25 protein-coding genes and 1 pseudogene are annotated in these 26667 nt (G+C 73.6%); 9 read left to right on the forward strand and 17 right to left on the reverse strand.

All coding sequences use genetic code 11. The features are described from left to right. Window positions 1–105 precede the first annotated feature (105 nt). From AB0I15_RS46455 to AB0I15_RS46495, 9 genes are all read right to left on the reverse strand, one after another. Window positions 106–990: a diacylglycerol kinase family protein gene (locus AB0I15_RS46455; protein ID WP_358111650.1), complete on the reverse strand. Its 885-nt coding sequence runs from the start codon at window positions 988–990 to the stop codon at window positions 106–108. A gap of 13 nt (window positions 991–1003) precedes the next feature. Next, window positions 1004–2152, reverse strand: coding sequence for a glutamate--cysteine ligase (locus AB0I15_RS46460; RefSeq protein WP_358111654.1), 1149 nt, complete (start codon window positions 2150–2152; stop codon window positions 1004–1006). Between the two features lie 99 nt (window positions 2153–2251). Then, a complete protein-coding gene (locus AB0I15_RS46465) occupies window positions 2252–3622 on the reverse strand; it encodes a nucleotide pyrophosphatase/phosphodiesterase family protein (protein WP_358111657.1) in 1371 nt (456 codons plus the stop codon). Beyond that, window positions 3619–4746 carry a metabolite traffic protein EboE gene (gene eboE / locus AB0I15_RS46470; RefSeq protein WP_358111660.1) on the reverse strand — a complete coding sequence of 376 codons (1128 nt, stop codon included), beginning with the start codon at window positions 4744–4746 and terminating at the stop codon, window positions 3619–3621. The genes AB0I15_RS46465 and eboE overlap by 4 nt, the downstream gene beginning before the upstream one ends. Continuing rightward, window positions 4746–5597: a TatD family hydrolase gene (locus tag AB0I15_RS46475; protein ID WP_358111663.1), complete on the reverse strand. Its 852-nt coding sequence runs from the start codon at window positions 5595–5597 to the stop codon at window positions 4746–4748. Before AB0I15_RS46475 ends, eboE begins: the two co-directional genes overlap by 1 nt. Then, window positions 5597–6190 (reverse strand): EboA domain-containing protein, encoded by a 594-nt coding sequence (locus AB0I15_RS46480; RefSeq protein ID WP_358111666.1) that lies wholly within the window; start codon window positions 6188–6190, stop codon window positions 5597–5599. The genes AB0I15_RS46475 and AB0I15_RS46480 overlap by 1 nt, the downstream gene beginning before the upstream one ends. After that, complete coding sequence (locus AB0I15_RS46485) at window positions 6187–7074, reverse strand: sugar phosphate isomerase/epimerase family protein (RefSeq protein WP_358111669.1); 888 nt, start codon at window positions 7072–7074, stop codon at window positions 6187–6189. Before AB0I15_RS46485 ends, AB0I15_RS46480 begins: the two co-directional genes overlap by 4 nt. After that, window positions 7071–7931, reverse strand: coding sequence for an SCO3242 family prenyltransferase (locus AB0I15_RS46490; protein WP_358111672.1), 861 nt, complete (start codon window positions 7929–7931; stop codon window positions 7071–7073). Before AB0I15_RS46490 ends, AB0I15_RS46485 begins: the two co-directional genes overlap by 4 nt. Window positions 7932–7968: 37 nt before the next feature. After that, on the reverse strand, window positions 7969–9129 hold the full coding sequence (locus tag AB0I15_RS46495) for an inositol-3-phosphate synthase (protein WP_358111675.1): 1161 nt from the start codon (window positions 9127–9129) through the stop codon (window positions 7969–7971). A gap of 457 nt (window positions 9130–9586) precedes the next feature. On the opposite strand from AB0I15_RS46495, the gene AB0I15_RS46500 reads away from it, so the two are divergent. The 4 genes from AB0I15_RS46500 to AB0I15_RS46515 all read left to right on the forward strand — a co-directional run bounded on the left by AB0I15_RS46500 (window position 9587) and on the right by AB0I15_RS46515 (window position 13773). Continuing rightward, window positions 9587–10948 (forward strand): hypothetical protein, encoded by a 1362-nt coding sequence (locus tag AB0I15_RS46500; RefSeq protein ID WP_358111678.1) that lies wholly within the window; start codon window positions 9587–9589, stop codon window positions 10946–10948. Between the two features lie 50 nt (window positions 10949–10998). Continuing rightward, window positions 10999–11757 (forward strand): ankyrin repeat domain-containing protein, encoded by a 759-nt coding sequence (locus tag AB0I15_RS46505; RefSeq protein WP_358111681.1) that lies wholly within the window; start codon window positions 10999–11001, stop codon window positions 11755–11757. A 74-nt stretch (window positions 11758–11831) separates the two neighbouring features. Continuing rightward, complete coding sequence (locus AB0I15_RS46510; protein WP_358111684.1) at window positions 11832–12440, forward strand: RNA polymerase sigma factor; 609 nt, start codon at window positions 11832–11834, stop codon at window positions 12438–12440. Next, on the forward strand, window positions 12433–13773 hold the full coding sequence (locus AB0I15_RS46515) for a CU044_5270 family protein (protein WP_358111686.1): 1341 nt from the start codon (window positions 12433–12435) through the stop codon (window positions 13771–13773). Before AB0I15_RS46510 ends, AB0I15_RS46515 begins: the two co-directional genes overlap by 8 nt. Before the next feature lie 44 nt (window positions 13774–13817). Here the strand turns inward: AB0I15_RS46515 and AB0I15_RS46520 are convergent, their stop codons facing one another. The 3 genes from AB0I15_RS46520 to AB0I15_RS46530 are packed head-to-tail and all read right to left on the reverse strand — an operon-like array spanning window position 13818 to window position 17139. Then, window positions 13818–14915 carry a serine hydrolase domain-containing protein gene (locus AB0I15_RS46520; protein WP_358111690.1) on the reverse strand — a complete coding sequence of 366 codons (1098 nt, stop codon included), beginning with the start codon at window positions 14913–14915 and terminating at the stop codon, window positions 13818–13820. 53 nt (window positions 14916–14968) lie between these two features. Further along, on the reverse strand, window positions 14969–16201 hold the full coding sequence (locus AB0I15_RS46525) for an ROK family transcriptional regulator (RefSeq protein ID WP_358111693.1): 1233 nt from the start codon (window positions 16199–16201) through the stop codon (window positions 14969–14971). After that, entirely contained in the window at window positions 16198–17139 is a 942-nt protein-coding gene (locus AB0I15_RS46530; RefSeq protein ID WP_358111696.1) for a PmoA family protein, read from the reverse strand. The genes AB0I15_RS46525 and AB0I15_RS46530 overlap by 4 nt, the downstream gene beginning before the upstream one ends. Before the next feature lie 503 nt (window positions 17140–17642). Here AB0I15_RS46530 and AB0I15_RS46535 point away from each other — a divergent pair. From AB0I15_RS46535 to AB0I15_RS46550, 4 genes are all read left to right on the forward strand, one after another. Then, on the forward strand, window positions 17643–18791 hold the full coding sequence (locus AB0I15_RS46535) for an acyltransferase (RefSeq protein ID WP_358111698.1): 1149 nt from the start codon (window positions 17643–17645) through the stop codon (window positions 18789–18791). A gap of 229 nt (window positions 18792–19020) precedes the next feature. Beyond that, window positions 19021–19719 carry a sulfotransferase gene (locus AB0I15_RS46540; protein ID WP_358111701.1) on the forward strand — a complete coding sequence of 233 codons (699 nt, stop codon included), beginning with the start codon at window positions 19021–19023 and terminating at the stop codon, window positions 19717–19719. Beyond that, window positions 19716–20876: a glycosyltransferase family 4 protein gene (locus tag AB0I15_RS46545; RefSeq protein ID WP_358111703.1), complete on the forward strand. Its 1161-nt coding sequence runs from the start codon at window positions 19716–19718 to the stop codon at window positions 20874–20876. The genes AB0I15_RS46540 and AB0I15_RS46545 overlap by 4 nt, the downstream gene beginning before the upstream one ends. Before the next feature lie 246 nt (window positions 20877–21122). Continuing rightward, window positions 21123–22064, forward strand: coding sequence for a CNNM domain-containing protein (locus tag AB0I15_RS46550; RefSeq protein ID WP_358111727.1), 942 nt, complete (start codon window positions 21123–21125; stop codon window positions 22062–22064). Here AB0I15_RS46550 and AB0I15_RS46555 read toward each other — a convergent pair. From AB0I15_RS46555 to AB0I15_RS46565, 3 genes are all read right to left on the reverse strand, one after another. After that, on the reverse strand, window positions 22048–22710 hold the full coding sequence (locus AB0I15_RS46555) for an SAM-dependent methyltransferase (protein ID WP_358111706.1): 663 nt from the start codon (window positions 22708–22710) through the stop codon (window positions 22048–22050). The two genes, AB0I15_RS46550 and AB0I15_RS46555, sit on opposite strands and share 17 nt — an antisense overlap. A gap of 73 nt (window positions 22711–22783) precedes the next feature. Next, window positions 22784–23440, reverse strand: coding sequence for a response regulator transcription factor (locus tag AB0I15_RS46560; RefSeq protein WP_358111709.1), 657 nt, complete (start codon window positions 23438–23440; stop codon window positions 22784–22786). Then, complete coding sequence (locus tag AB0I15_RS46565) at window positions 23437–24612, reverse strand: histidine kinase (protein ID WP_358111712.1); 1176 nt, start codon at window positions 24610–24612, stop codon at window positions 23437–23439. Before AB0I15_RS46565 ends, AB0I15_RS46560 begins: the two co-directional genes overlap by 4 nt. A gap of 427 nt (window positions 24613–25039) precedes the next feature. Between AB0I15_RS46565 and AB0I15_RS46570 the strand changes: the two genes are divergently transcribed. Beyond that, window positions 25040–25645: a hypothetical protein gene (locus AB0I15_RS46570; protein WP_358111715.1), complete on the forward strand. Its 606-nt coding sequence runs from the start codon at window positions 25040–25042 to the stop codon at window positions 25643–25645. Between the two features lie 66 nt (window positions 25646–25711). Here the strand turns inward: AB0I15_RS46570 and AB0I15_RS46575 are convergent, their stop codons facing one another. Both AB0I15_RS46575 and AB0I15_RS46580 read right to left on the reverse strand, forming a co-directional pair. Continuing rightward, on the reverse strand, window positions 25712–26449 hold the full coding sequence (locus AB0I15_RS46575; RefSeq protein WP_358111718.1) for a poly-gamma-glutamate hydrolase family protein: 738 nt from the start codon (window positions 26447–26449) through the stop codon (window positions 25712–25714). A 12-nt stretch (window positions 26450–26461) separates the two neighbouring features. After that, a pseudogene (locus AB0I15_RS46580) lies at window positions 26462–26667 on the reverse strand (hypothetical protein); the annotation flags it as partial.

Raw genomic sequence — 26667 nt, forward strand, 5'->3', positions numbered from 1 at the left:
CTACGGCTTCAGGACCTTGGCGCGGTCGTCGCGCGTGCTCCGCCCTCCGGGCCCGTACCCCGTGTGAGCTGGGATGACACCAAGGTCATCCACGGTCATCCACGGTCATCCATCGGGAGGCGCGATGACGCGCCAGGCCGCGGGGCGCACCGTCCAGGCGTGGCGGGACGCGGGCGGCATCAGCTCTCCGTCGGCGTTGGCGGGCACCGGCTCGCCCTCGATGACGATCGAGCGGGCCCGCAGGGTGACGACGTCGTGGCGTTCGCGGTGCCGGCCGAGCCGCAGCAGCACCCCGTAGGCCAGGCGGGCCCAGGGCGAGACGGCGTAGGAGATGACGACGTCGGCCACGCCGTCATCGGGCCGCGCGCCGGGCGCGAGCGGGGTGCCGCCGCCGATCGACCGGCCGTTGCCGACGCCCACCATGAGGACGCGCCCGTCGGCGACGAGCCGGTCGTCCACGCGCACCCGCAGCCGCCACCCCTTGCTGCGGACGCCCGCGAGCAGGGCGCCGACCGCGTAGGCGGCCTTGCGCAGGGCCGGTTTGAGCGGGACCGCCTCCTGCGAGGCCATCGCGCCGACGCCGACGTGCACGGCGTTCAGCACGATGCCGCCCTGGTCGTCCACGAGCAGGTCCAGCGGCCGTTCGGCGCCCCGCAGCACGACCAGCGCGGCCTCGTGGGGATCGAGCGGGATGCCGAGCGTGCGGGCCAGGTCGTTCCCGGTGCCCATCGGGATCACGCCGACCGGCCGGGCCGTCTCGCCGCGGGCGACCAGCGCCTCGACCACCCGGTGCAGGGTGCCGTCGCCGCCGAGGGCGACGGGGTCGTGATCGGGATGCTCGTCCAGGGCCCGGTCGAGGTCGTCCGGGTCCTCGACGACGCGGATCACCACGTCGGCCTCGCCGCCGAGCGTGCGGAGCACCGTATCGCGGGTGCCGTCGTCGTCGCCGCCCGCGGCCGGGTTCGCTATCGCGAGCAGTCTGCGCGTCATGGGAGGCCGGCCCTCAGGACGCGGCGGATCGGTACGACGGCGAGTCGTCCGCCGGCCGGTCCCAGTCGCAGGCCCGCGTCTCGGCCAGCAGCAGGTCCACCACGTCGCTCAGCCGCCCCCGGTGCGCGAACGCGCGGCGCTGGCGCTCCGCGGAGCTGCCCTTGGCCAGGGACTCCTTGGCCAGGCCGGAGACCAGATCCCAGTCCCCCGACTCCTCCAGTTGGGGCCGCAGGCCGTCCACCAGCCGCCCGATCACGACGGGCGCGGGCCGGGGCACGCCGCCCACCGGGTCGATCAGGTCGCCCTCCAGCCCGGAGCGCGCCGCCTGCCACGTCGCGGCCCGTACGGCCTCCAGGTGCACCTCCCGCTCGACCCCTTGGCGCAGGGCCTCCAGCTCCCTGGTCACCAGCGCGCGGAACAGCCCGGCGATCAGCACGACGTCCTCCACGCGCGGGTTGGAGTCGCAGATGCGCATCTCGACCGTGGGCACGTGGTCCGAGGGCCGGATGTCGAAGTAGAGCATCCCCGGGTCGCTGATCACCTCCGACCGGATCAGCTCCCTGACCATCTCCTCGTACTCGGCGGCGGAGTCGTACTGGGCCATCGGGCCGGCCGTGGGCCAGCGTGACCACACGAGCGTGCGGTAGCTGGCGTAGCCCGTGTCGGCACCGTCCCAGAACGGCGAGCTGGCCGACAGCGCCAGCAGCGGCGGCAGCCACGGCGTCAGGCGATGCGCGACGGCGACGGCCAGGTCCCGGTCCTCCACCTCGACGTGCACGTGGGTTCCGCAGATGAGCTGCTCCCTGGTGAGCTGCTGGTAGTCGTCGAGCATCCGCTCGTAGCGGGGCTCCGGCGACACCCGCAGCTCGTCCATGTCCACGAGGGGCGAACTGCCCGCCGCGTTGATCCCCAGCCCCACGTCGTCGGCCTGCCGCAGGAGCCGGCGGCGCATCCCGCACAGGTCGCGGGCCAGCTCCTCCAGGGTCAGGCAGGGCACACTGTTGGTCTCCACCATCGAACGTTGCAACTCGTCCGTGAACCGCTCGGGCGGCAACCCTTCGAGCACCTGGTCGGCGCGCGCCGCCAGCCGGCGGGTGATCAGGTCCACGACGTGGAACTCCTCCTCGGCCCCGACCCGCATCGTCGTCCCTTCTCCCGCCACGACCCCACCTCCGGCTCACAAGACTCGTGCAGGCATGTCTCCTCCCCTCAAAAACGCTCTACGCACCTGTGACTTCGTGGCGGCCGGCCTGATCATCACTTAACGTGACAATCGACTGCTGTTCGCTCGCGCGAGACGGAGCAGCAGGTCCTTGACCTCCACGGCCTCGACCCGCTCGCGGGCCATGGAGGCGTCGGAGCAGAGCAGGACGGGGCCGTCGGAGGGGTCGGCGGGCAGCAGCCCGTGGGAGCCCCGGACGGCGCGGGCCCCGGCGTCGAGACCGACGACGCTCATGAGGTAGCGCATGCCGAGCTTCTTGCGCAGCAGCGCCACCGCGGCCCGGCGCCGGGCCGCGCCGGGGGCGGCCGGGTCGAAGAAGAGCTCGGCGGGGTCGTAGCCGGGCTTGCGGTGGATCTCGACGAGGCGGGCGAAGTCGGGGGCGCGGGCGTCGTCGAGCCAGTAGTAGTAGGTGAACCAGGCGTCCGGCTCGGCCAGCAGGACCAGCTCGCCCGAGCGCGGGTGGCCGAGGCCGTGCGCGGCCTTGCCGTCGTGGTCGAGCACCGTGGCGACGCCCGGGACGGACGCGCAGAGTTCGGCGACGGCGGCCACGTCGGCGGGTTCGCGGACGTAGACGTGGGCGATCTGGTGGTCGGCGACGGCGAAGGCGCGCGAGGTCCACGGGTCCAGGTACTCCATGCCGTCCTGGGTGTGCACGCGCAGGAAGCCTTCGGCCCGCAGGGCGCGGTTGACGTCGACGGGGCGGCGGACGTCGGTGATGCCGTACTCCGACAGCGCCACCACGGTCCTGTCCCCGGCCGCGTCCAGCAGGGGCCCCAGGACGGTGTCGAGCTCGGCGGCGGCCTGGGCGGCGCGCGGGTCGGAGGGGCCGTAACGCTGCAGGTCGTAGTCGAGGTGCGGCAGGTAGGCCAGGGTGAGGTCGGGGTCGCGGGTGGCCATGATGTGCTCGGTGGCGCGGGCGATCCACCGCGAGGAGGCGATGCCCGCGCCCGGCCCCCAGTACGTGAACAGGGGGAACGGGTCCAGCTCGGCGTGCAGGCCGGGCGGGTGGGTGTAGCAGTCGGGGTCCTTTCGGCCGTCGGCGCGGTAGATCGGCCTCGGGGTGACGGTCCAGTCGACGTCGGCGCCCATGGCGTACCACCAGCAGACGTTGGCCACCGTGAAGCCGGGCCCGGCCGCGTGCCACAGCTTCTCGCCGCAGACGAGCGCGTTGTGCTGGCGCCACAGCATGACCTCGCCGAGGTCGCGGAAGTACCAGCCGTTGCCCACGATGCCGTGGCCGGACGGCGGCAGGCCGGTCAGGAACGTGGACTGCACCGAGCAGGTGACGGCGGGCAGGACGGTGCCGAGCTCGGCCTGGAAGCCCCGGGAGGCGACGGCGCGCAGGCGGGGCATGTGGGCCAGCAGTTTCGGGGTCAGCCCGACCACGTCCAGGACCAGCAGCTTGCTCATGGCCTCACTCCCAGGTCGCGCAGCTCATTACGGGCGAAGTCCAGCTCGTCGGCGATGCCCGCGGCGAGCTGCCCGGGCGTCCGCGGGCGCAGCGCGGGCGGCAGCACGCCCCACGTGTACGTCTCCACGTCGTAGTGGTCGCACAACGGCTCCGGCCCGCCGGCCAGCTCCTTGAGCGCCTCGCGCAGCACCGGGATGGTCGTGGCCAGCGGCGCGGCGGGGGCGGCGTGCAGCGGCACGTGGTAGTGGACCCGCCACGGGCCGGGCATCGCGCGGCCGAGCGCCTCGTCGAGGTCGTCGGCCGCGTCGCCGCCGGGGTTGCGGGTCTGGTGCAGGAAGCGCGGCTCGACGTACTCGTGCAGGGCGGGCGGGTCCGCGGTCTCCAGGGCGGCCGAGAGCTGGACCTTGACGATGGGCAGCCCGGCTTCGCGCAGGGCGCGCAGCGCGTCGCCGGGCCGCTCCCAGGCGCAGGCGAGGTGGGCCAGGTCGAGGCAGAGCCCGAGGCGGTCGGTGTCGACGCCCGCCAGGTGGGTGATGGCCTGCTCGGTGCTCTCCACGACGCAGCCGGGCTCCGGCTCGAACGCGACCCGGACCACCCGCCCGGTGCCCGACTCGAGGGCGGCCAGGCCGGTGGCCAGCTCGTCCAGGCGGCGCGCGGCGGCGCCGGCCATGGCGTCGTCCCAGGGCTCGCGCCAGGCGAGCGGCAGTGTGGAGACCGAGCCGCGGGCCGCGTCGTCCGGCAGCAGGTCGGCCAGGACGCGGGCCAGGTCGAGGGTGTAGGTCAGCCGGTCGCGGGTGGTCCAGTCGGGGTGGTAGACCGCGCGTTTGACGACCGGGTCGTGGAAGGAGCGGTAGGGGAAGCCGTTGAGCGTGACGACCTCCAGGCCCCGCGCGTCCAGCTCGCGGCGGAGCTTGACGCGCGCCGAGGGGTCGGCGGCCAGGGCCGCGGCGACGGGCGCGGCCAGCCAGAGCCCGAGCCCGAGCACGCCGGCGCCGAGCCGGTCGCGTACGGGGACCGCGTACGCGTCGAACTGGGCCACGATGCCGTCGAGGTCCTCGGCCGGGTGCACGTTCGTGCAGTAGCTCAGGTGCAGCCGCGTGCCCGAGGAGTGACGCAGCCGCATCAGGAGCCGCCGCGCTTGATGGAGCTGCCGGCGAACGTCGCCTCTCCCGCCGGCGCGGGGCCCAGGTCGAGGCGTCCGGACTGGCCGTAGAACTCGACGGGATTGCGCCACAGCACCCGGTCCACGTCGTCCTCGCCGAACCCGGCCGCCAGCATCGCGTTGCCGGTCTCCAGCGTGAGCAGCGGGTCGGAGACGCCCCAGTCGGCGGCCGAGTTGACCAGCACCCGCTCGGTTCCGTACGTGCGCAGCAGCTCGACCATCCGCGGCGGCGACATCTTGGTCTCCGGGTAGATCGAGAACCCCATCCAGCAGCCGGAGCCGTGCACCAGCTCCACGGTGACCTCGTTGAGATGGTCGACCGCGACGCGCCCCGGCTCGATGCCGGAGGCGGCCACCAGCTCCATGGTGCGCCGGGTGCCGCGGGCCTTGTCGCGGTGCGGGGTGTGCACGAGCGCGGGCAGGTCGTACTCGACGGCCAGGGCGAGCTGCCGCTCGAACGCGTCGTCCTCCTCGGGGGTCATCGAGTCGTAGCCGATCTCGCCGACCGCGACCACCCGGTCCTTGTCCAGGTAGCGGGGCAGCAGGTCCAGGACGGGACGGCAGCGCGGGTCGTTCGCCTCCTTGGGGTTGAGCGCGATCGTGGCGTGGTGGACGACGCCGAACTGCGCGGCGCGGTACGGCTCCCAGCCGACGAGCGAGTCGAAGTAGTCGGTGAACGAGCCCGGATTGGTGCGCGGCTGGCCCAGCCAGAAGGAGGGCTCCACCACGGCCAGGACGCCGGCGGCGGCCATGCGCGCGTAGTCGTCGGTGGTGCGCGAGGTCATGTGGATATGGGGGTCGAAGATGCGCATCAGGTCTCCTCGCGGGTGAGAAGGTCGAGCAGAGCGGCGGCGTCGGCGGGCATGGATCGTCCGGCGGCGGCGAGCTCGTCGGCGTACGCGGCCAGCATGGCGGTCAGCTCGGCGTCGGCCCGCTCGCCGAGCCGGTCCACCTCGGCCAGTGGCACGCCCATGAACACGCACTTGAGCACCGCCTGCCGCCAGGCGGGCTGGTCGAGGTGGCGGGAGTAGGGGCCGACGGCGGCGGCCAGCAGGCGGGCGTCATTGGTGCGGATGGCGTCGCGCAGGAGGGGGACGGCCTCCGTGCCGATGGGGAGCAGGGGCAGGGCCTTGAGCACGGCGCGTTTCTCGTCGGCGTCGCCGTACCGGTAGAGGTCGGGGAGTTCGGCGGGCAGGCGGTCGGGCGGGAGGGCGGCCAGCAGCAGCGCCCGCGCCGCCTCGTCGGCCGTCCAGCCGGGCGCGGCGGGCAGCGGGGCCCGGCCGGTCCGCCGTCCGGCGGCGGCGAACGAGCGCGCGATCGTGCCGGGCTCGCCCAGCGCGCTCTCCAGCCACGGCCAGTGCGGGGCGTCGGCGAGCGCGGCCCGCAACCGCCCGGCCGGCGTCACGCGGCACCCCCCGCGGACGCGGGCACGGGCTCGGGTTCGGGCACGGCCGCCACAGGTGCCGGCGTGGCCGCTGCGGCGTGGAGGAAGGACAGGGAGCGGGCGGCGACGTCCGGGGCCGCGTGGGAGTGGCGGGGCAGCTCGACCGCGACCAGGCCCCGGTAGCCGGACGCGGTGAGCGCGCGCAGCACCGGTGGGAAGTCGATCTCCCCTTCGCCGAACTCCAGGTGCTCGTGCGTGCCCCGCCGCATGTCGTCGATCTGTACGTTGACCAGGTGCTCCGCGACGGCGGCCACGCAGTCGGGCACCGGGTCCGGCTCGTTGCAGCGGCAGTGGCCGAGGTCCAGGGTGAGGCCGAACCCGTCGGGCGCGCCGAGCGCCCGGCGCAGCCTCCGCCAGCCGGCAATCGTGCCGACGAGCATGCCGGGCTCAGGCTCGAACCCCAGCGGCAGGCCGTCCGCCGTCTCCAGCACCCGGGCGCAGCCGTCCACGAGCCGCTCCCAGGCGTGGTCCTGATCGACGTGGGCCGGGCGCACGCCGGACCAGAACGACACCGCCTCCGCCCCCAGGTCGCGCCCGATGGCGACGGCCCGGCACAGGAAGTCGATCCGCCGGTCGCGGTCGTCGTCGAGCAGCGTGGGGGCGTGCTTGCGGCGCGGGTCGAGCAGGTAGCGGGCGCCGGTCTCGACGACCACGGCCAGGCCGAGCGTGCGCAGGTGGTCGGCCACCGCGGCCACCCGCCGGGCCAGGCCGCCGCCGTAGGGGTCGAGGTGGTGGTGGTCGAGGGTGAGGGCGACCCCTTCGTAGCCGAGGCCGGCGATGATGTCGAGCGCGTCGGTGAGCCGGTGGTTGGCGAAGCCGTTGGTGCCGTAGCCGAGTCGGATCATGTCGGTGACAGCTTTCTGGCCAGGCGGCGGGCCGGCGGGACCGCCGCGGCGAGGGCGAGACCGGTGCGTGGCGCGCCGGCCCGCGCGGTGAGGGCGGCTTGGAGCGCGGGCAGGCTGACGATCCCGGCCGTGACGGCGTCGCGGACGCGGGCCGCCGACGGGTCGGCGACGGCGCGGGCCTGGGGGGAGCCGAAGCGGGCGGCGTACCAGAGGGCGAGGGCGGCGGTGAGGGGGCGGCCGCCCGCGGCGGTGGCGGCGGCCAGGGCGAGGGTGCCGGCCAGGGTGGTGCCGGGACGGCCGCGCCCGGCGCCGGTCACCTCCCCACGCGACAGGACGGTGAGCAGGTAGGTGTGGGCGGCGACGGTGAGAGCGGCGGGCAGGGCGGCGGGCAGGGCCGCAGGCAGGGCGGCGCCGGGAGCGGAGGTGGCGCCCAGCAGCACGTCGAGACCCCGGCACAGGGCCATCACCAGCGGTCCGGCGGAGGTGTTCTTGGCGACCAGGTCGTACGTCCACACCGAGGCCGCCAGCGGCACGGCCACGGCCAGGGCACGGCGGCCACCGGTGAGCCCCGCTGCGGCGACCCCCGCGACGGTGAGCCCGGCGGCCACGGCCAGCGCCTGGCCCGGCGGCACCCGCCCGGAGGGGATGGGCCGCTCGGGGCGCTCGACGGCGTCGAGACGGCGGTCGGCCCAGTCGTTGGCGGCCATGCCGGCCCAGTACAGGCAGACGGACGAGCAGACCAGGCCCGGGGTACGCCCTCCGAGCGCCCGCGCGGCGGCGGCTCCCGCGATCACGTCGCCGGGCACGGAGAGCGCGGCCGGCGCGCGTACGAGTTCGGCCAGGTCCCGCATCTTCATCGGTGGGCCTCGTGCGGGGCGCTTCCCCGGCACGGGGTCACGGCTTCTCCCCTGAGGTCTCCCCCGTGCCGAGGGCGGCGACGAGGGCGAGCAGGGCCTGCCACTGCTCGGCCAGCCCGTGCGGGACCTGCCCGAGGGGATCCTTGAAGAAGAAGGCCAGCTCGGTCAGCGGGCCGGTGCGTCCGGCGCGGTGGGCGGCGGCGGTCAGCCGGGCGAGGTCGAGGATCAGGGGCGCGGCCAGCGCGGAGTCGCAGCCGTGCCAGGTGAACTCCATGCGCATGGGTGTGCCGAGGAAGCCCTCGAACGTGACCAGGTCCCAGGCGGTCTTGAAGTCGCCGATGTCCTCCAGGTAGTCGATGCGGGTCTCGCCCTGCGGCACGTAACCGAGGGTCTCGGCCAGCACGCGCTGCTTGCTGGCGGCCTTGGCGGCGTTGGCGCCGGGCTGCGCGAGGTTGGCGCCGTCGCCGCCGCCGAGCAGGTTGATGCCGGACCACGTGCGGATCTTCAGGTTGCGCTGGGCGAACATCGGCGCGAGCACCGACTTGACCAGGGTCTCCCCCGTCTTGCCGTCGTGCCCGGCGTAGGGCAGCCCTTGCTCGCGGGCGAGCGCGTCGAGCGCCGGCAGGCGGGCACCGGTCGAGGGGGTGAAGTCGACGTACGGGCAGCCGGCCCGCAACGCGGCGTACGCGGCCAGTGCGCTGGGCGGCAGCACGGGTTCGGGACCGGCCAGCGCGGCCCGCAGGGCGTCCAGGTCGTCGTGCGCGGGGTGCCGCGCGGGGGCGGGTTCGGTGGTCGAGACGTTGATGACGACAACCTGGCCGAGGTCGTGGCGGCGGCGGAAGCGGTCGATGTCGGCGCCCATGGCGTCGGCCGTCGCGGCCTGGGTGGCGGCGGCGGGCAACGGTCGTACGTCCTGCTCGATGTCGCGCAACTCGCCGTGCGCCGCCTTGGCGAGCGGGAGCGGCACGACGCCCGCCTCGGCCAGTGCGGCGGCCTTCTTGTCCAGGGGGATGCAGGTGACGTCGTGCCCGCCGAAGACCAGGTCGCCGATGCCGGGCCGGACGCGGTCGCGCAGGCCGGGCGACTCCAGGACGCACCCGGTCGGCGCGGCCAGGCCCGCCCGGACGGCGAGCGCGCCGATCACGCTCGTGACGGCGACCGATCCGCGGGCGCCGATCAGCCAAACTCCCGTTCTCATACGTTCTCCTTCGCGCGCGGCCGTGCGCGGGGCCGTCGCGGTCATGGTGCGGAGCCGGCCGGTAACGTGATCGGCTTGGTCATTCGCATCCTCCACAGCTGTCGGGCGGCTGCCGAGGTGGGCGCAGGGGTGCTCATGGCCGAAGCCGTGCACCGGTGGCCACCCGGCGCCGACGTAGGGATGATCGGACTCAGTGATTAGGATCCGCTCGAAACCGCCGCCATTCAAGCTGGAGATCTCATGTTCATGTCGCGGGGACGCTCCCCGGGTCGTGGGCCTGACCGGATTCCCCCTGGGCGAGTGACCACCCGATTAAAGTCGCGATAATGTCGGACGGCAAAGGCGGCGACGTAAAGGGGGCGGGCGAATGAGCTGCACCACCTGCGACCAGAAAAACCCACCCGATACCGCCGCGTGCGAAGACTGCGGGCGGCGCGCCGGCCCCGCCGCCACGGAAGTGACACGCCGTCTCTGCATAGCCGTGCTGCTGGACTCCCGCGTACGCGATTCGGTCATTCCGGCCATTCTTCACAATCGTTTCCGGGCCGTCGCACACTCCCCCGGCGTCGATCTGGCCACCGTGCTGAAATACGCCCTGGTCGGGCAGAAACGGCAGACCGTGCGGGACGCCGCCCTGGCCGTGCCCATCGCGCTGTTCGTGGGGATATTGTTCTCCCGGGCCTATCATCTTCTCCCGGCGCCGATCCTTCTCACCTGGCTCGTGGTTTTTCTGGAAATGTACGGCGCCTGCCAGATGATCGTTTTTCCGCATCTGACCCGCGACTTCTACGACCCCGCCGAAGCGCCACTCCCGAATTCGCCGGAGATGCGCGAGCGGCTCACCGACATCGCCGATCGTGACACCGGAAATATCACGGTGTTCGCGGGCTACTCGCCATTCATCGGATATGGCGCCACCATCAGCAGCTGGTCGTTCACCATGAACGTGGCCAGGGCGGAGGAGGGTGAGCAGGTCGTCCCGTTCACGGCGGGGGATCTCCACGATCGGGTGGCCGCCGGGCTCCGCGACCTCGGCCTGCCCGGCCTCACCGTCGAGGACCGGCTCTTCGTCAACGGGCTCGACCTGCGCCACGACGGCGAGCCCGACCTCCGGAGCGTCCTGCTGCCCGAGGCCCTGGCCCCGCCCGTGTCCCGGGTGAGCGAGCGCTTCCTCCGCGACCTGCGCGACGATCCGCTGACCCGCGCCCGCCCCTATCTCACGGCCACGGTGACGGGCTGGGAGGGCGACATGGTCATCTCGATCTTCCTGCGATTCGCGCTCCTCGCCGAGAAGGGCCTGTTGTTCGTCGAGGCGAGCTGTTCGCTCCTGCCGCCGCTGCGCGACGGCTACCACGCGATCGACAGGCTGTTCAACTGCTCGGCGACGGAGCAACTGGCCCGGATCGCCGTGTCCGCCGCCGGACGTGCCGTCGGGGCCCCGTTCCTCGCGCTGCCCCACGCCAGGAAGGCGCTGTTCGCGCCACGCGACCGAGGTCGCAAGCACGACGTCGAGGGCGGCACCTACAACTACGGGGCGGCGTACAGCCTGCGCGAACACGCCGCCGACACCCGCTACCACCGCTACTTCCAGCGGCTCGACAAGGAGATGTACGTCAAGGCCGCCGAGCAGCGCGTCATGAACACCCTCACCGACTTCCTGGTCGAGCACCACGTGGACGTGAGCGATCTGCGGGAACACCGCACGACCATCCTGAACAACGGCATCTTCGTGACCGGCCGGGGGCAGGTGCACAGCCAGAGCGTGGCGGCCGGGGCCGGCGCCGTCGCGCGGGCGGAGCGGGGCGGCGACCGGCTGTAGTGCGGAAAAGCGGTGGATCACCGCGTCCGCTCTGTACGAGACTGGCCCGCATGACGGGAAGCGAGCTCGTGTCCGCGGCGGCGACCGGAGAGACCGACGAGGTCAGACGACTGCTGGACGGCGGCCTGCCGCCCGACGAGCCCGACGAGGACGGCGGCACGGCCCTCTATCGCGCCGCCGTCCGAGGCGACGCCGGCATGGTGCGGCTGTTGCTGGCGGCCGGCGCCGACCCCGGGAGGGAGAGCGGCGGCGACAGCGACGGGCTGCCCCTGTGCGGCGCCGCGTGCTGGGGGCACCTCGACGCGGTGACCGCGCTGCTCGACGCCGGCGCCGATCCCGACCAGCGGGAGGATGTGCCGCGGTCCGCGATGACGGCCCTGCACTGGGCCACCGCCAACGAGCACCTGGCCACGGTGCGGGCCCTGCTCGACCGGGGCGCCGATCCCGGCGTCCGCAACGCCTCCGGGGGCACCGCGCTCTCCCAGGCCGCCGGGTTCGGCGCGACGGCCGTCGTCAGGACGCTGCTCGAGCACGGCGCCGACCCGGCCGCGGCCGACGACGAGGGCCGGCGGCCGGTCGACCACGCCCGGCGCTACGCCGGCGCGGACATCGAGGCTGAGCTGCGGGCGCAGGCCGCCGAGTACGCCCCGCAGGGGTCGCGGATCTCCCTGCGCCGCGAGGAGTCACAAGGCGGCGATGTGCGCGTCGTCGCCGAGGTGCACGACGCGGACGGCGACCTCCGCTCGGGGTCGATGCTCGGCACCGGCCACGCCGAGATCGTCCGCCTGCTGGAGGCCCGCACGGCCTGACGGCGTCCCCCGCGCTCCGTGAAAGCGAATCGGCGCTTTCACGGAGTAATGGTGTACCGGAAAGAAGGGACATCATGCGGATGGCCGCTCCCCCCGACATGCCGGCGTTGTTCGACGACGCCGAACTCATCGAACGGTCGTGGCAGCATCCCGACTCGTTCGCCGAGCTGTACGACCGCCACTTCGGCGACATCTACCGCTACGTGGCCGGGCGCATCGGCACGCAGGTCGCCGACGACGTGGCGGCCGAGACGTTTCTCGTGGCCTTCCGCAAGCGGGAGACCTTCGACCCCGGCCGGGGCACGGTGCGGGGCTGGCTCTTCGGGATCGTCACCAACCTCATCGGGCACCACCGCAGGAGCGAGATCCGCAGGCTGGAGCTGCTGCAACGGGCCTCGGCCACGTCGGGGACCACGGCCGATCCGGGGCACGAGGACCGGGTGACGGCCTGGGTCACGGCCGCGGGCCTGCGGGGGCTGCTCGCCGCCGAGCTGGGACGGCTCCCGGACGGCGACCGCGACGTCCTGCTCCTGGTCGCGCTGGCCGGTCTCAGCCACGAGGAGATCGCCCAGACCCTCGACATCCCCTTCGGCACCGTCGGCTCCCGGCTCAACCGGGTACGCGGAAAGCTGCGCGCGGCCCTGGGCGGCGTCAACCCCACGATCGGAGAAGCCAATGAGTGAACTGAACGACCGGCGCTGGAACGACGTGGAGGACGTCGTACGCGACCTGCTCGCCGGCCCCGGCCCGACGTCGGACATGATCGCCAACGGCCGCGCCCGCCTGCTGGCCGAACTACACGCGGCCACTCCCCACCCACCCCGGCCCGCGCAACCCCCGGCTCCCCCCCGGACCGCGCGGCCCACCGGGCTGCCTCAGACCACGCGACCCTCCGGATTCCCCCAGCCCGCGCAACACGCTGCGCCGTCCCAAGCCGCGCTTCGCCGCAACGGCGCGCGGCCCGTCCGGCTGGTGGAAGCCGCTGCGCGTCACGACGGCGCGCCGCCTGAGCCCGGGCCCGCCCGGCGGCGGCGCGGGCGCGGCCGGCTGGCGGTCGCCCTCGCCGGTGGGGCGCTGGCCGCGGGGGCCGTGCTCGTGGTGACCACCACCGTCGTCCTGCCGAACGCGCAACGCCCCGAGATCTCCCAGACCGCGATCGCCCGCCCCGCCGCCCGCCCGATCCTGCTGGCCGCCGCCGACGCCATCGCCACCGCGCCCACCGAGGGCGACTACTGGCGGGTCCGGAAGGTGATCCGGTCGACGATGGTCGAGCCCGGCCGCGCCTACGTTCTCGAGCGCGGCCTGTCGGAGGAGCAGTGGCTGGCCCGGCGCCCCGGCGGCCAGGGCTGGCGGATCAGCCGCGAGCTGGGCACCACGCCCGCGACCCCGCAGGACGAGACGGCCTGGCGGGCGGCGGGTTCGCCGTCGAGCTGGCGGTATCCGACGGACGTCTCCGGCCTGAACGCCACCTCGGACGAGAAGGTGAAGACCGCCCCGGACGCGCCTGAGGCCACCAAGCTGACGGGCGGGTGGCGGGGCTCGGGCGGCACGCTGCTGAAGCAGGCGATGCCCTGGGCGGAACTCGCCCACATTCCCAGCGGCCCCGACGAGCTGCGTGCCTACCTGGAGGGGCGCATCACGGCGGAGTCCGTTTCGGGCGACCTCGAGCCGCGGCTGCGCGAGGCCTGCATGCAGATCCTGCGCGGGCTGGCCGTCGCGCCCGACGTGCGGGCCGGGGCGTACCGGCTGCTCGCCACCCTGCCGGGCATGCGGGCCGACGGCGAGGTGACCGATCCGCTGGGCCGCCGCGGCCAGGCGCTCAGCTACGAGGTGGAGGCGAGTCCCGGTCAGATGACGGAGGTCCGGTTCGTGGTCGATCCCCGTACCGGGCTGCCGCTGGCGGAGGAGACGACGGCCCCGGCCGCGCTCGCGGACGGCCGCGCGGTCGAGCTCCGCCACTCCACCTCGTACGAGGCCATCGGCTGGACCGACGACCGGCCCGCGACCCGTGGATGAGGTACGCGGCGCCCCGACGGACGGCGTGAGCCCCGCGCCAGGGTTCAGTCCTCGCCCACCACGGACAGGTCGTCGCCCAGGGCGGCGGCGATCCGCGCGGCGCGGGAGTGGTCGTCGAGGCGGCGGGTGAGGTAGGCGCAGGCGTGGTGATGCTCGCGCGACCACCAGGCGGCCGACCCGCCGATACCGCCCTTGGCGATCTTGCCGTGGTCGCGGACGAAGCCCAGCGTCCAGGTGATCCGGGTGCCGAAGACCTCGTCGAAGTCCGTCACCTGGGCGGCGAGGAGGTCGGCGTGCAGCCGGGGCCCGAGCAGCGCGTGCACGGGGCCGTCCGCGCTGGTCAGCCGGGAGAAGAACGCGGCCATGGCGGTGGCGGTGGTGTGCAGGTTGACCGCGCCGAAGACCGACTGCCGCCAGGCCCTGGAGTTGGCCCGCTCGACGTCGAGGGTCCCGTCGGGGATGCGCAGCCAGGGTGCCGCGTGCAGCAGGCGGGGCCAGTCGGGGTCGGCGTACTCGAGGTCGGCGACGCGGTCCAGGTCGCCGTCCGGGACGCCGAACCAGGCGTCCAGGCCCAGCGCGGGCCGGACCACGCCGTTGAACACCTCGCCCAGCGTGGTGCCGGCGCTCGCGCGCAGGATGCCGTCGATCAGGTGCCCGTACGTCAGCGCGTGCTCCCCCAGCGACGACCCGGGAACGTATTCGGGCGCCGCGCGCACCAGGCTCTCCCGCAGCCCGGCGTCGTCCAGCAGGTCGAGCCCGGCGGCCTCGGCCGGGAAGCGCGGCTGGCCCGCCCGGTGGGTGAGCACCTGGCGCAGCGTGGTGCGCTCCTTGCCGTTGACCCCGTACGCGGGCCAGCGCGCGGCGATCGGCTCGTCCAGGTCCAGCGCCCCGTCGCGCACCGCCACCAGCGCGGCCAGCGTCGCGAACGACTTCGACAGGGAGTAGGGCTGGACCAGGGTGCCGGCGTGCCAGGGGCGCCGCCGCCCGGCGTCCATCCAGCCGCCGTCCAGCCGGACGACCTCGCGGCCGTCCCGCCAGACCGACACCCCCGCGCCCGTCTCCAGGCCGTCGTCCACCAGCCGCTGGAAGACCTCGCGCACCGCCTCGTAACCGTCCTCGGCGAACCCCTCGACCGCGCCCATGCCGCCACCTCCCGTTACCGCACGATACCGGCCGGGGGTATATCGGGCAATGCTCAGACGGTCACCTGCCGGGTGAGCCAGGCGGTCGGGTGCTGCCTGATCTGGTCGATCGAGGTCAGGGCGGCGCCAATGACGGCGGCGTCCGGGCCGAGCAGGGCGGGGCGGATGGTGACGGGCGCCCACGCCGCCGTGAGGACGCGCTGGTCGAGCTCGGCCTTGGCGTTCATGGTGAGCCAGGACGCCAGCAGGGAGAAGCTGCCGCCGAGCAGGACGGTGTCGATGTCGAGGATGTTGAGCATGCCGGACAGGGCGACGCCCAGCGCGGTGCCGGCGCTGTCGAGCGCGGCCAGCGTGGCGGGCGTGCCCGCTTCGGCCCGGGCGGTGATGGCGGCCTCGGGGGTGGCGGCCCGGGGTGCGGGCTCGTCGTCGAGGATGGCCGCGAGGCTGGCGTACGTCTGCAGGCACCCGCGCGAGCCGCAGGGGCAGGGCTTGCCGTCGGGGTGGACGGTGACGTGGCCCAGCTCGCCGCTCCAGCCGCGGGCCCCGCGCATGAGGTGGCCGTCCAGGACGATGCCGGCGCCGATGCCGAGGCCGCCGGAGACGTAGACGAAGCTGTCGAGGCTGTTGCCGCCGGCGTAGAGCTCGCCGAGGGCGGCGAGGTTGGCCTCGTTCTCGACGGTGATGGGCAGGTCGAGGTGCCGGGTGGCGGCGCGCAGCAGCGCGCCGGCGTCGACGTTGCGCCAGCCGAGCGCGGGCGCGGACCGCACCACGCCGCCGGAGACCGGGCCGGGGACGGCGAGGGTGGCGGTGACGACGGTGAGGTCTTCCGCGGCAATGGCCTCGATCGCCGCGCCGGCCATGCCGGCCAGGTGGCCCAGCACGTCGGGGGCGCCCCGGCCGGAGTAGGCGGACGGGGCGAACGCCAGGTGGCGGACGGTGCCCGTGAGATCGACGACGCACGCCGCCAGCCCGTCGGCGCGGATGTCGAGGCCGAGCCCGGCGGGGCCCTTCTCGGACAGGGTGAGGCCGACGCGGGGACGGCCCGCGCGCCCGCTGTGGGTCAGGCCGGCCTCGGTGATGAGCTGCCCGGCCAGCAGCTCCTCGGCGATGCGCGTGATGGTCGGCCTGGTCAGGCCCGTGACGGCGGCCAGCTCGGTGCGGGAGATGGGGCCCGCGGCGGCCACGATGTGGCGGAAGACGAGCTCGAGGTTGAGCGTGCGCAGGTTTTCCTGGCGGACGGGCTCCTGCGGCTGCCGGGGCTGGCTCGGTCGTACGTGTGGCGTCATGGTGCCGGCCGGGCGATGTCGGCGAGCTCGGCGGCCGTCCCGGAGGTGAGGACGCCGTCGGCGATCACGAGGACGACGTGCCTGGCGATCGTCTCGCCCGGAGCCAGGACCAGCGGCTCGTCCCAGGCGGGCGACGAGCCGACGCCCAGGTAGTCGCGGGCGCGGACGAACCACCTGTCCTGCGCGGTGGCCTTGTCGCCCGGCGTGAACACCACCGTCCAGGAGCCGGCGCCCACGCCGGTGCCGGCATCGGTGCCGGTGACGGCGACCCATGGGGTGGTCTCGCCGTGCACGTGGCCGACGCCGGCGCCGGACGGGCTGAGCACGCGGGCGCCGCCGGTCACGGCGGGGCCGCGCCAGAAGATGCCGCCGTAGCCGGCGCCGGCCCGGCCGAGCGCGGCGGGGCTGCGGATCGGCAGCGGCTCGCCGGTGGCGTTGGTGAGCCGGGTCTGGACGGCCAGCGACCAGGCGGTCTCGCTGATCCACCGGCAGCCGATCGTGCGCCGCTCCGCCAGCAGCGGCGTCTCGTGCGGGCCGACCCACCGCAGGGTGTGGGTCAGCTCCGTGCTCGTGCGCCGTAGCCACCGCTGGTGCCGCTGTGTGCCGTGGTTGTCGAGCCAGGCGGGCCCGTGCCCGGCCACGAACGTGCGGCCGCCCCAGAAGTTGCGGTCGCCGACGTCGGGGAAGGCCACGCCGATCCCCAACTGGTGCGGGTGGGAGTCGGGGGCGGCGTCGGTGACGGTGGTGCCGGCCGGTGTGCGTACCGGATGCAGGTAGGGGCGCGGCGACGTGGACGGCGGCAGGTCGGGCTCCCACACGTAGTCGGCCACGTCGTGCCCGCGCAGACGCAGGACGGCGACCCCGCGCGGCCGCTCGGCGGGCACCGGACCCGCGCCGGGAGCCTTCATGCTGCGATCGCCGCCTCTCTCCGCCGTCATGATCAGGCCGAGTGGATCTCCCCAGGGTCGATGTGCTTCTTGAGCGTACGACAATTCCCCGGTTCCCCGGCTTCGAGGCCGGCAGGCGTGCCTGGCTCTTGCAGTCCGGTGGTCGCGATGCCCTTGACCAGGTATTTCCGGCCCGCGATGAAGAAGCGGCGAAGCGCGTGGCTGGCTTGTCCTGACCGTGATCCCGGCGCCCGGAGTGGTGGGACACTGAACGGCGCCGATCTCCGAGGAGCTGGTCCGCGTTTCGAGCGCTCCGGCCGTCGACCTGTTCGTCGCCCGCACCGCCCCGGCCGCCGGCGGCCCTGGCCGAGGAGGCGGCGGCGCTGATCCCGTCGGCCACGGCGGTGATCCTGGAGGAGGCGGGCCACATGGCGCACGTGGACCAGCCCGATCCATGGCTGACGGCCGTGGCCGCTTTCGTGAATTGACGGATTTTCGCTAGGTTTGACCGTATGCCGCCCCTCTTATCTAGCGCTCCGCAGCCGTCCGCTCGTATGGCGTGGCTGGACGCGCTGCGGGGGATCGCGGCGGTCGCGGTGCTCGCCGAGCATCTGCTCCAGGTCGCCATGCCGGCCTTGCGCCCCTACTGGTGCAATCTCGGTATCTACGGCGTGATGGTGTTCTTCCTGGTCAGTGGCTACATCATTCCGGCCTCGCTGGAGCGGCGGGGCGATCTGCGGGCGTTCTGGATCTCCCGGGCGTTCCGCCTGTATCCGCTCTATCTCGCGGTCATCGTCCTGACCCTCGCGCTGGCCTGGTGGATCCCGGTGCGCGGCGAGGTGCCCCGGGACCTGTCCGCGGTCGCGGCGCACGCGACCATGCTGACCGACGTGGTCGGCGTGGCCACGCTGGTGGACCCGATGTGGACGCTCGCGTACGAGATGGTCTTCTACCTGGTGTGCGCCGCCATGTACGCGGCCGGCCAGCACACGCGCGGCGCCCTGGCGGCCGTGCTGTTCGCCGCGGGCGCCGTGGTGGCCGGGCTGCTGCTGTCCGGGCCGCCGCTTCCGGGCGGCGCGCTCGTCTGGGTGTCGGCCGCGGCCCTCGTCATCGGCCTGACCTGCGTGTTCACCGGGCGGGGCGCGGCGCCGGCGACGTGCGCGCTGGGGGCCGGGGCGATCGCCCTGCTGTTCCTGAGCAGTCGGGCGCCGTGGTTCGGCGCGGCCATCCTGGCGGTGCTGTTCATCGGCAACGCCGTCAGCCGGTGGGAGCAGGGCACCGGCCGGCTCTGGCCGGTCGTGCCCGCCGCCGTCCTCGTGGCCATGGCCCCGGTGCGGGCGCCGCAGGCCGGATGGTGGTGGGTGCAGCCGGACGTGTGGATCACCACGCTGACGATGGCGGCCGTGACGTTCGCCGGGGTCATGGCGCTGCGGCGGCGGTGGCGGGTGCCGGGGGTCCTGGCATGGCTGGGGGTGGTCAGCTATTCGCTCTACCTGACGCACGTGCCGCTGCTGAAGGTGCTCACGGCGCTGGCGGGAGACCTGCGTACCGCTCCCCCGCCGGTCCAGGTCCTCGTCGTGGCGCTGGCCACGACGGGCATCCTGGCGCTCAGCGGGCTGACGTACCGGCTGATCGAGGTGCCCGCGCAGCGCCTCGGCCGCAGGGCGCACCTCGCCACGGTGGGCGGTTCGTCCCGCGTTTGACCGGTGGCCGGTTCGCAGTCGCCTCTCAGCCAATTTGCAGCTAGAAGGGGTAATCTCCCTCGACATGATATGGCAGCGCAAGATCAACGGAGCGCTGGCCAGGTACACAGGATTCCAAGTCAACCGAGTAGGAAAAGCAGGGCAAGCGGCGAAGGTCCCCGAGAAGCGACCGGACACACCGTTCCGGCCTCCGGCCGACCCCGAGACCGACCGACTGCTGACGGCGCCGGTGTTCATCATCTCGCCCGTCAGGTCGGGATCGACGCTGCTGCGGGCGATGCTGAACGCTCACCCGGACCTGCACGCTCCCCACGAGCTGCACGTACGCCGGTTGAGAGTGGAATTCGATACCTCGCTGGCCGACAAGGCGATGGCGGCCCTGGGGCACAACCGGGCCGACCTCGAACACCTCCTGTGGGACCGGGTCCTCCACCGCGAGCTGGTACGCAGCGGCAAACGCCACATCGTCGAGAAGACACCCGCCAACGCCTTCGCCTATGAGCGGCTGGCGGCCTGCTGGCCCGACGCGCGGTTCGTGTTCCTGCTGCGCCACCCCGCCTCCATAGCCGCCTCCTGGCACGAGGCCAGCCCGGACAAGCGCACCCCGCGCGAGGCCGCCCTGGACGCGTTGCGTTACATGAAGGCCGTGCAGCGGGCGCGTACGGCGCTGCCCGGCCTGACCGTGCGCTACGAGGAGCTGACCGCCGAGCCCGAGAAGATCGGCCGCGAGATCTGCGGCTTCCTCAACGTGCCATGGGCGCCCGAACTGCTCTCCTACGGCACGCCCGACGTCGTGACCAAGGGGCTCGGCGACTGGAAGGACAAGATCCGCTCGGGAACGGTGCAACGGGGCCGCGACCTGCCCCGCGCCGAGGAGGTCCCCGCCGAGTTGAAGGACATGTGCCGGACCTGGGAGTACCTCGGGTGAAGATCCGATACATGCTCCTGCACGCCTACGGCATGGGCGGCACCATCCGCACCGTGGTCAACCAGGCGAACGCGATGGCCGAGGCCGGCCACGAGGTCGAGATCGTCAGCGCGGTCCGGCGGCGCGACGAGCCGCAGTTCGCCATCGACCGGCGGGTCTCCCTGTCGGCGCTTGCGGACCAGCGCGACGGCGTCGCGGCCGACTCCCTGGCCCGCAAGGTGTGGCGGCGGGCCCGCGGCAAGATCGTCCCGTACGGGGAGTTCGCCGCCGACTACTTCACCGAGCGCGTGGAGGGCGCGGTCATCGACTACGTGTCCGGCCTGCGCGACGGCATCCTGGTGACCACCCGCCCGGCGCTCAACCTCATCTCGGCCCGCCGCGCCACCTCGGGCGTGATCCGCGTCGCCCAGGAGCACATGAACCTGGCGTCGTACCACGAGGCGGTCCGCGAGCAGATCGTCCGCTACTACGACCGCTTCGACGCCGTGACGGTGCTCACCGAGACCAGCCGCGTGGAATACCGCAACGTGCTGACCTCGGCGCCGGTGGTGCGCATCCCCAACGCCGTGCACATGGACGAGCGCAAGCACTCCGACCAGAGCGCCCCGGTCGTGATCGCCGTCGGCCGCCTGGTGCCCCAGAAGGGCTTCGACATGCTCATCCCGGCCTTCGCCGCGATCGCGGCCGAGCACCCGGAATGGCGGCTGCGCATCTTCGGCACGGGCCCCTCGAAGGAGCGGCTGCAGGCGCGCATCGACGAGAGCGGCATGGGCGGCCGTATCCGGCTGATGGGCCGCAGCAACCGCATCCACGACGAGCTGGCCAAGTCCTCGGTCTACGCGCTGAGCTCCCGGATCGAGGGCCTGCCGATGGCGATGATCGAGGCGATGGGGCACGCGCTGCCCATCGTCGCCTTCGACTGCCCCACCGGGCCCGGCGACGTGCTGACGCCGGGCAAGGAGGGGGTGCTGGTGCCGCCACGCGACGTCGACGCGCTGGCCGAGGCGCTCGGGCGGGTCATGGCCGACCGCGAGACGCGGCTGCGGATGGGCGCCGCCGCCGCCGAGACGGCCCACTCCTACACCCCGCAGGTCGTGATGCCGCTCTGGGAGCGGCTGTTCGCGGCGCTGGCCGCGGGCGAGAAGATCGCCCACTGAGCAAGATCGCCCGGTAGCGGGGAACTGCCGGGCGATTTCCAGCGTTATGTCCCACAACGCCCGCTGTGCGAAGAAGAACGGAGTCCTGTGGAGGAGTGCAGTACCGGGCCGGGCATCGGCCCGGCGCACCACCTCCGCCCGGCGCACCGTCCACAGCGCCCCGTCGCCTCCGGCACCCGCCCCTGAAGGGCGAACGCCCCCACGCCGGCCACCGACCGCGCCACCACAGCGGCCACCGGCCGCGTCATCTCAAGGAGTTCCTCAGCCGCGGACGGCTATTGGTTTCAGCTTGCCCTCGTCGTCATCCTGGTCGTCATCAACGCGATCTTCGCCGGTAGCGAGCTGGCGCTGATCTCGCTGCGCGAAGGCCAGCTACGCCGGCTGGAGCAGCAGAGCGCGGGCGGCCGCATCCTGGTCCGCCTGGCCCGCGATCCCAACCAGTTCCTGGCCACGATCCAGCTCGTCATCACCCTGTCCGGCTTCCTGGCCTCGGCGACCGCCGCCGTCACCCTGTCCGAGCCCCTGGTGCCCCTGCTCGCCTTCCTCGGCGGCGCCGCCGGGCCGGTCGCGATCGTGCTCGTGACGATCGTGCTGACGTTCCTCACGCTCGTCTTCGGCGAGCTGGCCCCCAAGCGCGTGGCCATGCAGCGCGCCGAGACGTGGGCGCTGCTGGTGGCCCGCCCGCTGAGCATGATCGCCACCGTGTCCCGGCCCGTCGTCTGGTGCCTGGCCAAGTCCACCGACCTGGCCGTCCGCCTGATGGGCGGCGACCCCGGCATGCACCGTGAGGAGATCAGCCCCGAGGAGATCCGCGACCTGGTCGCCACGCACCGCGGCTTCTCCCCCGAGCAGCGCCTGATCATCTCCGGCGCGGTCGAGATCAGTGAGCGTGTCCTGCGCGAGGTGCTGGTCTCCGGCCGCAAGGTCTTCACCCTGGACGCCGCCACCCCGGCCGGGCAGGCGAGCCGCCTCCTGGCCGCCTCCGGCCACTCCCGCGCGCCCGTCATCAGTAACGACACCGTCGCCGGCCTCGTCCTCGCGCCGCTCGGCCGGGTGCCCACCACCCCCGGCGAGACGGTCACCTCGGGCGGCTGGACCCTCCAGGTCACCGCCGTCGACCGCCACGCCATCACCCAGGTACGCCTCCAGCCCGCCGACCAGGACACGAGCCTCACCCCGGCCGGCTGACGTTCACGTCCGACATCCGGGGGCCGGCCTCGAACGCGGTGACCGCGAACGGGCGGCGCGGGTCGTGCTCGACGTGGTGGAGCACCTGCCTCATGCCGCTGATGTGGGCGTACAGCTCGCGGGCCTCCGGCCAGGGGTGCACGAGGAGCAGCAGGCCGCCGGGGTGTACGAGGTCGATGAGCCGGGCCGAGGCGAGCCGGAGCCGGTCGTGGCGGCCCAGGTAGTAGAGCGTCTCCGCGCACACGACGAGGTCGTGGGCGCGGGAGCCCTCAAAGGAGAGCAGGTCGGCGCGGGTGAAGCGCAGGCTCGGCGGCCCCGGACGGGAGCGGGCCCGGTTGAGCGCGCGTTCGGAGACGTCCACGCCGGTCACCCGCGCCTCGGGGTGCTCGGCGGCCAGCAGGTGCGTGAAGACGCCCTCGCTGCACCCCACGTCCAGGATGCTGCGATAGGCGCGGGCGGGCAGGAGGCGGAGCGTGGTGGCGTACTTGTGCTGTTCGTAGTCGTCGCTCCCCAGGCTCCACGGGTCGGGCGAGCGGTGCCACCAGTCGAAGTAGCGGCGCAGCACCACCGCCTGCCCGCGGGCCGGCAGCAGGGACACCCCCTTGAACAGGGCGCGGTGCAAGATCTCGGGCATCGGCTTCCCCATGATCGCAATGTACGAACGACGCCCCCTGGCCGTCATGAGCCACAGGACGGAAGTACGCACTCGTACTCAGGGACTAGGGCCGCCGTCCGCTGGGCGAGACCAGGCCGGTCTCGAAGGCGTACACGGCGGCCTGGGTGCGGTCGCGCAGGCCGAGTTTGGCCAGCAGGTTGCTCACGTGGGTCTTGACGGTGCGCTCGGAGATGACCAGTTCGTGGCCGATCTCAGCGTTGGACCTGCCGTGGGCGATGAGGAGCAGGACCTCCACCTCGCGCTCGCTCAGCTCCTCGACGTGCCGGGCGGCGGGAGCGGGCGCCTTGAGCCGGGCGAACTCGCCGATCAGCCGGCGCGTCACCGAGGGGGCCAGCAACGCCTCGCCGGCCGCCACCACGCGTACCGCCTCGCTGAGCTCGCGCGCCCCCGCCTTCTTCAGCAGGAAGCCGCTGGCGCCCGCGCGCAGCGCCTGGTAGACGTACTCGTCCAGGTCGAACGTGGTCAGCACGACGACCTTCGTCAGCGCCGTGACCTGCCGGGTCGCCTCCAGGCCGTCGAGCACCGGCATGCGCACGTCCATCAGGACCACGTCGGGCAGCAGGTCGGCGACCAGGGCGACGGCCTCGCCGCCGTCGGCGGCCTGGCCCACCACCTCGATGTCCGGCTGCGCGTTCAGCAGCACGGCGAACCCCTCCCGCACCATGGCCTGGTCGTCGGCGATCAGCACCCGGATCGTCATGCGTCCCCATCCTCGGTCAGCGGCAGCCGGGCCAGGACCAGGTAGCCGCCCTCCGCCCTCGGTCCCGCCTCCAGCTCTCCGTCCAGCATGGCCACCCGCTCGCGCATCCCGATCAGCCCGTGCCCCGGGCCGGCCGGCTTCCCGGCCGCGGGCGAGGACGAGGGCTCGTTGAGCACGCGCACCTCCAGCAGGCCCGGCAGGTAGGCGAGCTCGACGTGCGCGGCGGCGCCGGGCGCGTGTCGCAGCACGTTGCTCAGCGCCTCCTGCACGATGCGGTAGACCGACAGCTCCGCGCTCGGCGCGAGCGGCCGGCGTACGCCGACGATCTCCATGCTGATCGGCGCCCCCGTCTCGGCCACGCGGGCCACCAGCCGGCCGAGCTCGTCGATCACCGGCTGCGGCTCGGCCGGGCCCGGGTCGCCGTCCCTGAGGAGCCCGAGAATGCGGTGCAGCTCGTCCAGCGCCTCCACGGCGCTGGTGCGGATCACGGCGAAGCTGTCGATCAGCACCTTCGGCGGATCCTGCAGCCGGTACGGCGCCGCCTCGGCCTGCACGGCCACCACCGACATGTGGTGGGCCACGACGTCGTGCAGCTCGCGGGCGATCCGGGCCCGCTCCTCCAGCAGGGCCTCGCGCGCCAGCGCCCGCCCGGTGTCCCAGCGCGCCAGGGCCAGCCCGCGCAGCGCCTCGCCGCGGGCCCGCACCGCCGCTACGGCGACCAGCGTCGCCCCGGTCAGGACGGTCATGTCGGCCAGCGCGAGCGGCCCGGCCCCGCCGGGGAAGGCGTACCCCAGCACCAGGCCCGCCGCCAGCGTGATCAGCCACCTCGTGACCAGGACGCGCGGCTCGGCCCGCAGCCCGCTCAGCACCAGCACGCTGACGTGGACCACCAGCACCGGCCCCGGCCACACCACCTCGGAGATCGCCTGCTCCGCGGCGGCCACGGCCAGGACGGACCCGGCGAGCGACAGCCACCACGCGGCGACCGGCCACCACAGGGACAGGCCCAGGGCCACCGCGAGCGTCAGCCCCAGCATCCCCGCCGTCTCGTTGCGGACCGCGTAGTCCTCGATCAGCGTGTGCCAGGCGACCGCCCCCAGGAACACTCCGTAGACGCAGACCCCGGCGTGGGCCCAGGCGATCGCTCTCCCATGATCAGCATGTACGGACACAACGACCACCCCACTGCATCTCAGCCCTCACCTGTGAGCCTGCCGCACGTGAGCCCCGGGCGCGCCAGATCCCCGGCCCATCCGGGCGGCACAGGCACTCAGGTCACGGACGGCGCGGTGGCCGGGTCACGGACGACACAGGCGCTCAGGTCGCGGACGGCGCGGTGGCCAGGTCGCGGACGGCGCAGGCGCTCAGGTCGCGGGCAGGGCGGTGGCCAGCAGGACGACGCCGAGCGACGCCGCCAGCGAGGTCACCGCCATGCCGCGCGCCAGGCGGGGGCGGCCGGCGCCCGCGGCCCACCACGTCATGGCGTGCCCTCCTCCTCGGCGGTGGTCCAACGGCACGGTAGATCGTCGAGCAATGATAGGGCCAGACGGCAGAAAGAAGGCGGCCATGCCTGGTGAGCTAGGGGGCAGGAGGTCTGCGATGAAGCCGTCGATCAACCCCGTGCTGCTGCTCATGCGTCTCCACCGACCGGACGGCAACCCGTTGCGCCGCCGTTCCGACCGGCTGGAGTCCATGTTCGTGCTGGTGGGCCTGTTCCTGGTGGTGGCGTGCGTCTGGCCGGCCGTGGGGGCCGGGCGGCTGGCCTATGAGGGCGCGGTGCACGAGGAGCAAGCCGGTTCCGGCCCGCGCCATCGGGTCATGGCGACCCTGCTGGAGGACGCCCCGCCCGCCCGGGTGTCGTTCACGGAGGTCCCCGCCGCCCGGCCGGCGGCGATGGCGCGGTGGACAACCCCGGCGGGCGAGCACGGGAGCGGCCTGGTGCCGGTGCCCGGCCTGGCCAGGGCGGGGAACGCGGTCCCGGTGTGGCTCGACGCCGCCGGCGTGCCCGCCGCACCGCCCGTCGACCCGGTGGTCCTGCGCATGCGGGGGGTCGCGGCCGGGCTGCTGGTCATGCTGGGAAGCGTGCTGCTGGCCCTGGTCGCGTACGCGGGTCTGCGGTGGGGGCTGGACCGGCGACGGCTCAGGGAGTGGGAGGCCGCCTGGGCACGCGCGCACCAGTCGCGCCCGGACCCGCGCCAGCCGTAACGGCGGGTGGCCGGAGCTCGCGTAGGGCGTGGCGGCGTCCGGAGGCCGCGCGGGGCGGAGCGGGGGTCAGGGCTGCTGGAGGGCGTCGTTCACTGCGGCGACGTAGGCGAAGAGCTCCGGTGTCCAGTGGGTGCGGTCCTCGGTCCAGGCCCGGTTGAGCTTTCCGTCCTGGAAGAACCGCTTGCGCTGGGCCTCGGTGATCTCGAGCTGCACGCCCATCCCCGTACGGTTCCGGTTGGCGATGTTCAGCGGGTCGGTGCCGGCCAGGCCGGGCGGCACGACCTCGGCCACCGCGAACCCCGCCGCGTCCAGCGCGGCCTTGACCTTCGTGACGAGGGCCTCGTCGCGGCCGCCGACGTAGGTGGTCGCGTGGGTGCCGGAGGCGCCGTGCCAGGAGACGGTGCGGAAGACCTTGGACTGCAGGGAGAGCGCCTTCGGCTCGTCGAAGTTGCTCGCGGTGATGTGCAGGACACCGTTGCCCGTGCTCTTGATGCCCTCGAACGCGTAGAAGGCGTGGCCGCCCGAGCCGGCCGCGTGATCGGCGAGCGGGGAGGTGCCCCCCTCGATCGCCCCGCCGTGGATGGCGAGGTGGGAGACCTCCGCCCCGGACGGCGTACGCAGGACGCGCCGGTAGTCGGTGCCCTCGACCTCGTGGGCGGCGAGGTCGGCGTAGTTCTCGTAGGTGTCGGCGGACGCGGGGACCGGGACGAAGGCCGCGCTCGCCGCCAGAGCGACAGCGGCGACGCGGGTGGACGCACGGGTGGCTGTACGGGTTGTGGCGACACGAGTGATGACAGTCGGCAACGAACGACTCCTTCATGACGCGGGCCCCGCCCAGGACTCTACCCGCGCGAAAGCCGCGCCCGCCGGGCCGTACGCGCGCGGAGCGGTGTCGTCCGCGCGCGGAGCGGTGTCGTCCGCGCGCGGAGCGGTGTCGTCCGCGCGCGGAGCCGGGTCGGCGGTGGGATAGGGAGCGTCAAACTTAAACAGAATTGATCTGGTGTTTATATATAAAAAGAATG

Source organism: Nonomuraea sp. NPDC050643 (assembly GCF_040654715.1).
Classification (GTDB): domain Bacteria; phylum Actinomycetota; class Actinomycetes; order Streptosporangiales; family Streptosporangiaceae; genus Nonomuraea.